This is a genomic window from Streptomyces sp. KR55 (genome assembly GCF_052245645.1).
In the GTDB taxonomy this organism is placed as follows: Bacteria; Actinomycetota; Actinomycetes; order Streptomycetales; family Streptomycetaceae; genus Streptomyces; species Streptomyces flavusporus.
Window position 1 is genome coordinate 1 of sequence record NZ_JBQQCE010000888.1, and the last position, 1,453, is coordinate 1,453.

Below are 1,453 nucleotides of genomic sequence, written 5' to 3' on the forward strand. Positions count from 1 at the left end.
CCCGGCGGCCACCGGCGGCCTGGACGCGGTAGTCCGCCTGCCGTCCGCGGAGCCCCCACTGGTACGCCCACGCCGCCCCACCCCCGTGTACGCCGACGCGGCACGACCCGGCCACGACCTGTCCGCTCCGCTCTCCTAGGAGGTCGTTTCAGCTGGTGTTTCTGCGGTGACCGATGAGGGCTGCGACGATGGTGACGCTGTCGAGTTCCTGTCGAGTTTGCCGAGTCGGTCGAGTTCGCCGAAGTCATCGAGTTACATCGGGTCCCACCGCCCCTTCCTGCGCCACCCTTCACGGAGGTCCGAACCATGACTCGGAACCGCTCCCAGCCGTCCCGGCGCGCCTTCCTCGGCGGTACCGCCGTCGCCGCGCTCACGGTGGCCGCCGGCACCGGCACGGCCCACGCGGGCACGAAGACCGACTGGCCGGCGGAGTTCCCGCTCCCCGACGGCTGGCTCCCCGAGGGCATCACCATCGGCAGCAAGCCGTACGCCTACATGGGCTCCCGCGCCAACGGCGCCGTCTACCGCACCGACCTGCGCACCGGCGAGGGCAGGGTCCTCTACCCCGGCGCCACGGGCACAGCGTCGATCGGCCTGAAGCTGGACCGGGACGGCCTGCTCTACATGGCCGGTGGAGGAGGCGGTACGGCGAGGATCGTCGACTCCCGCACAGGCGAACTGCTGAGGACGTACCAACTCACCACGTCCACACCGACATTCATCAACGACGTGATCCTGCAGGGCGACCGCGCATGGTTCACCGACTCCCGCAACCCGATCCTCTACGGCGTACGGCGCGGCCACTCCGGCGAGATCCGCGTCCTGCCGCTGACCGGCGACTGGGTCCAGCTGCCCGACGTCAACAACGCCAACGGCATCGTCGGCACACCGGACGGCCGCGGCTTGATCGTCGTCAAGAGCGCGCCGGGCACGCTCTACCACGTCTCGTTGAAGACCGGCGAGGCGAAGCAGATCACTCTCTCCGGCGCGGACTCGGTGGTGAACGGCGACGGCCTGGTCCGCATCGGCCACACGCTGTACGTGGTCCAGAACCGCCTCAACCTGATCAGCGTCTGGAACCTCGACCGCACGCTCCGCACCGCGACCCTCCGCCGCACCATCACGGACCCCCGCTTCGACGTCCCCAGCACGGCCGCCCGCTACGGCAACCGCCTGTACCTGGTCAACGCACGCTTCACGAGCCCGCAGACGCCGGAGACGACGTTCAACGGGGTGGCGGTCTCCCTTTGACACCGCCCTCATCGGCTGCCGACCGACAGGGCGCCGGGCTGGAGGGAGGGCTGCGCCACTCGCCTGGATCAGGCGTCCCGCTGCTCCGCGGCGTCACCGCGGGCTGCCAACCAGGGCATCCGATGGACGAGAGTGTCGCGCATCCTGGTGAGGGCTGCGATCCGTTCCTCCAGCTCAGCGACCCGTTGTGGGCCGACGACGT

1 protein-coding gene is annotated in these 1,453 nt (G+C 70.1%); it reads left to right on the forward strand.

The features are described from left to right. The first annotated feature begins 306 nt into the window (after positions 1–306). Complete coding sequence (locus ACTWQJ_RS51265; RefSeq protein WP_443313180.1) at positions 307–1,251, forward strand: SMP-30/gluconolactonase/LRE family protein; 945 nt, start codon at positions 307–309, stop codon at positions 1,249–1,251. Positions 1,252–1,453 lie beyond the last annotated feature (202 nt).